The organism is Pedobacter sp. 01N416, assembly GCF_056399685.1.
Genome location: NZ_JBFTRT010000302.1, coordinates 1 through 5,785, shown reverse-complemented (window position 1 = coordinate 5,785; position 5,785 = coordinate 1). Strand labels below are relative to the sequence as shown.

The 5,785-nt window shown below is 40.8% G+C and carries 5 protein-coding genes; 1 reads left to right on the top strand and 4 read right to left on the bottom strand.

Annotated elements, in window-relative coordinates; genetic code table 11:
• The 4 genes from AC1DND_RS16700 to AC1DND_RS16685 all read right to left on the bottom strand — a co-directional run.
• Positions 1-2,205, bottom strand: a 2,205-nt coding sequence (locus AC1DND_RS16700; RefSeq protein ID WP_477583295.1) for a ligand-binding sensor domain-containing protein, incomplete at its 3' end; no start/stop codon positions are given.
• A gap of 251 nt (positions 2,206-2,456) precedes the next feature.
• Positions 2,457-2,807 carry an L-rhamnose mutarotase gene (locus AC1DND_RS16695; protein WP_057935177.1) on the bottom strand — a complete coding sequence of 117 codons (351 nt, stop codon included), beginning with the start codon at positions 2,805-2,807 and terminating at the stop codon, positions 2,457-2,459.
• 216 nt (positions 2,808-3,023) lie between these two features.
• Positions 3,024-4,688 (bottom strand): alpha-L-fucosidase, encoded by a 1,665-nt coding sequence (locus tag AC1DND_RS16690; RefSeq protein ID WP_057934940.1) that lies wholly within the window; start codon positions 4,686-4,688, stop codon positions 3,024-3,026.
• A gap of 274 nt (positions 4,689-4,962) precedes the next feature.
• On the bottom strand, positions 4,963-5,295 hold the full coding sequence (locus AC1DND_RS16685; RefSeq protein WP_057934936.1) for a winged helix-turn-helix transcriptional regulator: 333 nt from the start codon (positions 5,293-5,295) through the stop codon (positions 4,963-4,965).
• A 109-nt stretch (positions 5,296-5,404) separates the two neighbouring features.
• On the opposite strand from AC1DND_RS16685, the gene AC1DND_RS16680 reads away from it, so the two are divergent.
• Positions 5,405-5,785 (top strand): SDR family oxidoreductase (locus AC1DND_RS16680; RefSeq protein WP_477583292.1); only part of this gene is annotated, 381 nt, incomplete at its 3' end.

Sequence of the window (5,785 nt, the reverse complement as noted above, 5' to 3'; positions counted from 1 at the left end):
GCCTACCTCATTCCATTTTTTATCGAAGCCCACTAACCGGTAAGCATATTCTATTTTCATCGGATCGGCATAATTTAGTGCAACAAATTCCAACGAAAAAACACTTTGATCATACTCAAGGACAATTTCTTTTGCAGTATTGATGTTTTCCTTTAAGGGACCTGTTTGCTTTGGCAGCACGGATTTGCTAAATACCATAAAATCGGTAATATAAACTTTGGGACTGCCCTCATTTAAGGTAACCTGTTTAGGGTGAAAAGCAATATAACCTTTGCTTCCGGCAACAAAAATAGAATCGCCGTTACGCCCAAGAATAGCATTTACCGAAAACCCGTCAGCCTCATCAAAATTCCTAACCTTACTGGTCGCTGGAACCAAGCTGGATATACCGTTCTCGGTTATCAGCCAAATGGTTCCCTGGCTATCTTCAATGATATCTTTGAAGATATTACTGGRAAAGCCTTCCCTTTTCGAATAGCCCTGAAACTGCTTTGTGCGTGGATTGTACATATTTAATCCATCAGGAGTACAGATCCAAATATTCTTTTTAGTGTCAAGGAAAATTTTATTTATAACATTGCTGCTTAATCCATTATCAGTCGTGACCTGCGTGAAGCTACCAGTTTTTCTATCGAATATATTTACCCCTCCACCATAAGTCCCTACCCAAATCCTACCATCAGAAGCTTTGCAGAGCACATAAGCGTGATTATTATTTATTGAAAGCGCATTTTGAGGCTGGTTATAGAAATGCTGGTATTTGTTTTTATTCCGGTCAAAAATCTTTATTCCTGCATCAGTCGCCAGAACATATACGCCTTTATCAAGCTCTAAAATACTCCTGAAAACATCTTCGTTAAATAGATTACCGATTGAAGAGTGATGATAGTGGTGGGTGAAGACAGCTTTACGCTCATCGTAGCTATCAAAACCGTTCTCTGTTAATATCCAGAGAATCCCATTGGTGTCGAAATAAAGGTCACTTATGTTATTACTTGTAAGACTGTTAGCTGCTTGGCTCTTTGTAAACAGCTGTGTTTTTCCAGATTTTCTTTCAACTTTAAAAAGGCCATTATCAGTGCCGAACCAAATTGATGAATCTCCTACAAGCATACTGCTGATACCCCTGTTTCCAAACGGCAGTGGCTTAATTTTTAAATTATAACGCTGATGATCTATTTTGTACAGTCCGTTTACTGCATTTATCCACACGATACCGTTCACGTCTTTATACGACTCACCGTTGGCATAGTTTTTTATGCTACCGATCTTTTCCCACTTTTTTGACAGTATACCATAGCGATAAAAACCGTTGCTACCCCCAATGAGCAGCGATCTGTCATCCAAGGGCATAATACTGAAGACGGAATATGTTTCATTTTCCGGATGCTGAATCTTAGAGAATTTACTGCTTTTTACGTCGAAACTAAAAAGACCGTTCCAATAGGTTCCAACCCATATACTTCCATTTGAAGCGTAACTGAGGGACCAAATGTCATTTGGATTTTTCTCTCCATTGACGTGATATTGACGGAAGCTGGTAAAGAGCCTGCTTTTTTTATCAAATTTGTTAAGCCCCCCGCTCCAATTCCCCAGCCATAAATTGTTGCCGTCATCCTGGATGATCGCGTTAACAGATTTGCCTACCATACTGCCTGGTCTTGTGGGATGTGGCTTATAAATGCGAAATTGTTGCCGATCGGGTATATACTGATTAAATCCATCATCGGTACCAATCCAAACGGTTTCTTCCCTATCACACAAAATAGACCATACCTTATTATTGCTTAAAGAGCCTGGCTTTTTTTCGTTGTGGAAAAATCTTTTGAAAGTTTCAGAAAGCGGATCGAACAGATTGAGCCCGTCCATTGTTGCCACCCATATCCGGCCCTGACGGTCCAAACAGAGTGCGTTGATATAATTGTTTGTAATGGAGGTGCTATCACCTATTTTCTTTGAAAACACCTTAAAATTAAAGCCATCGAAACGGCACAGACCATTTTCGGTTCCAACCCATATAAACCCCTTTTTATCCTGGAGTGTAGCAGTAGTGCTCTTTGAGGGAAGCCCATCGGCTATCGTATAGTTTTTGGTAGTTAACCATCGTTTGCTGACGGATTCGTCATTTATAGACTGGGCAAAAGCAGCATGAAAGCTAATTATGATCAGACAAAATGAAAAAAACATTCTGATGGCAATCATCATAATATACTTGGTTTGGTGGGTAAACTTAGTACATTAAAGGCGGATATCATACAGGGCGATAAAAATTCACGTGTCTAAGATTATCTAAACGGGCTCATTTTTGTAATCAGACCAAGATGTCTTTTGATCCCATTTAAGATTTCTCATTTCAAAAGCTACACCAGCATAAGGTGCAGTACACCATCAAGAAGGTCTTTTTCTAGCGGTTAGCGGGAAGAGTCATAGCGCTGCTTTCATTAATGGCTGGTCGTTTACTTAATTTGTTTTGCGCAATCCAATTCGAATATTTTTTCCATAAGTACCCACTTCACTCCTTCGTCGGCAAAGGGCAAAGGTTGCTGAAACTTCCACATGAGTTTTTCCCATTGCTGGACCTTTTCATTTTTCTCATCCATCTGCGCCTTATGTGAGAAACTGAACTTTTCGGTGGTTTCCATCGACATAAATAGCCGATTTGAAACCCTATAGATTTCCATTTTTAAAATTCCGGAATCAATAATGCTAGCCGTTATTTCCGGCCAGCCATGTTTATGGTAGTCTTCGTATTCGGCAATGAGCGCAGCGTCATCAATCAGATCAAGYGCAAGGGCGTATTTTTTCATATTTAAAGGTGTATTTGAAAGTAATTTGGCTTGCAATTGAGACGCTGATGGGCAGAATAGATTTTTCTAAACCTTGGCATTTATTGTAAGTATTCAAGCCAACAATGGGGTAAAGTAAGCTGACCGATGTAAATCTCCGGTTATGTAAACACTACTGATACAACCCACCCATGCCTGAGGCTTTTATCAATCTCTTAAAACCGGAGAACAATACCATTAAACAATTCTTAGTGGATTGGCATAAGCAGCCGATGGCATAACATCAGGAAAGTAAACTTTAAGGCCATCTGCATTTCTTTCAAATTTCAGTTCCTGGCCTGTTGCAACAAGCTGTACACTGTTTATTTTTTGGGGATAAGATGAACTATCTACCGCTAAACTTGTAATAAGCACAGATCCGTCAGTTGGCCAGGCCATCACAGTAGCGAAAAGCGCGTTTCCCTTTGTGGTGAAGCGTATGTCCTGCTGACTAAAAGGCTTTCCTTTGCCTTCATTAAATCCCTGTGCAGTTAATGCAGCGGCCTGGTTCTGTGCCGGTCCTTCTCCAAATATCTTCCACGGCCGCGTTCCATAGATACTGTCTCCATTTGCGTTCATCCAGATACCGATTTCTTCAACAATTTTGCGTTCCAGTTCATCAATTGTGCCATCACCCCGAACAGGAATATTCAACATCAGGTTTCCATTCTTACTCACCACATCAACCAGGGTATGGATAATCGTTTTTGGGGTTTTATAAGCCTTCCTGTCGTATATCCCCCTATCGTAGTGCCAGTCGCCGATGCAGGTGTCAGTTTGCCATGGCAGAGGCTCTATACTATTGCTCTGCCCGCGTTCAATATCCCATACCATTGCTTTCCGCTGCTCTTGGGTGAGGATCTTACCGGTGATAACTGCGGTTAGTTTACCATTGTCCTTAATGCTTTTATTGTACATATGAGCAGCAATTTTCAAACCGGCATCACTAATGGGCCACATTGGAAATTGCGAATCATCAAAATAAATCATATCAGGGCGGTATTTATCGATCAGGTCGATTGTCCGGTTAAAGAATTTATCGATGTATGCTTTGCTAGGTGGAGTTACGCCATTACCCCAATGCCATTGTTTATGGATCATGCCATCATCTTCGCTGTTTTTACTGAGCTCATGATTCTGGGCGTAAAGTTCCTGTGGATCAAGTCCATCCCACCATTTGCCTTTTCCATCTTTTTTGGTAAGGGTTCCATCATAGGGTACTCCTGCCAACGGGCCCGTTTTATCGGCTCGCTGAGCAGTTTCAAACCAGCTCCAGGTATGTGCTGCATGGACACTTACAGCAAAAGGAAGCCCATGTTTTTTTGCGGCGGCGGCCCAGCCGCCGATGATATCCTTTTTAGGTCCTTGTTTTACCGAATTCCAATTTTTCTGATATTTACTATCGTATAAGTCTAAATTGTCGTGATGATTGGCGAGTGCCATGAAATATTTTGCCCCTGCGCTTTTGTATAGGGAAACCAATGCTTCCGGATCCCATTTTTCTGCCTTCCAGATATTGATTACATCTTTGAATCCAAATTTAGACGGATGCCCATATTTCTCGACATGGTATTTATATTTCCAGTTGCCCTCCATGTACATGTTCCTTGCATACCAGTCTCCTGCTTCCGGCTGGCATTGTGGTCCCCAATGAGCCCACATTCCAAATTTTGCGTCTCTAAACCACTCAGGCGTCTGATAGTTGGAGAGCGACTCCCAAGTTGGAGAAAATGGTCCAGCTAAGATTTTTTCAACAAATTCTTTTGCGGCATCCCTGTTTATTGCCAGGGCAGAAAGTTTACTGGAAAGCAATATTGCAGGCAAACCTAGGCTAAGGCTTTGGATAAGTTTTCTACGGTTCATATACATTTGGTCAGCATGATCTAATACAAAAACAAATTTATCGATGTGATCAGGTACATTTTTATAAAAAAATGACTTTTTTTTATAAAAATCCGACTTTTCGAACATCCTTCACTTACCCAAATCGCCATGATTTTTACTCAGGCAACAATCCTATAAGCCTTCTTAACAATCCATATGATCGAGCGAACTCTATTTCGATAACTTGCCTGACTTATCCAAAACCGTCTACAGAACTCGCTCGCTTTGGTGGCCAATGATCTTTCCTTCAGCATTACACCAAATTCTCCAGACCGAATTCGATTAATTTATCAAGAACCGGAAGGGTTTTCTTTCCTAGGTCGGTCAGCCTGTATTCAACTTTTGGAGGGATTTCAGGGTAAGCCTTTCTACTGACGAGTTTATTTTTGACCAGCATCGTTAACTCCTGTATGAGCATTTTCTCACTGATATCCGGAATTGCCTTTTTCAGCTGACCGTACCTTATCACATTATCATTGATCTGAAAAATTATCATCAGTGTCCATTTGCCTCCTAAAAGCCCTAATGATGCTTTAACGGGACATCCTTTGTCGCAAGGAATAATTTTTTGTGCTTTTTCTTCCATTGATAATCAATAATTCTAACCAAAAGGTATGTGCCCAACCTTTTGGTAAGTACTTGTACAAAGGTATGTAAATATTGAATTTTGCTCTAGTTAACCTTAAATAAAAAAAATGAAAATATTAGTATTTGGAGCCACAGGCTCCCAACAATTCAATATCATACCTGAGGCAATAAAGAAAAACGCAAAGGTATTTGCTGTAACAAGTAATGAAAAAGGTGCTACCAAGTTAAAGGATGCTGGTGCGGCTCCCTTGTTTGGAAACATGGGCGACGCTGCGCAAATGCTAGAGGTCACAAAAGATATTGATGCAATTGCCTTTATGATTCCAGTTTCGTTGCCCAACCCTCTTGACGGATTCCAATTTTCAAAAAATGTTATCGACGCGGCCAAAGCGAACGGTGTTAAAAAAGTTGTTTGGAATACCAGCGGTTGGCTGCCGGACCAAAAGACAGGTATGCCCACGGATGATGTAAAACTGGATGTCAAGGAT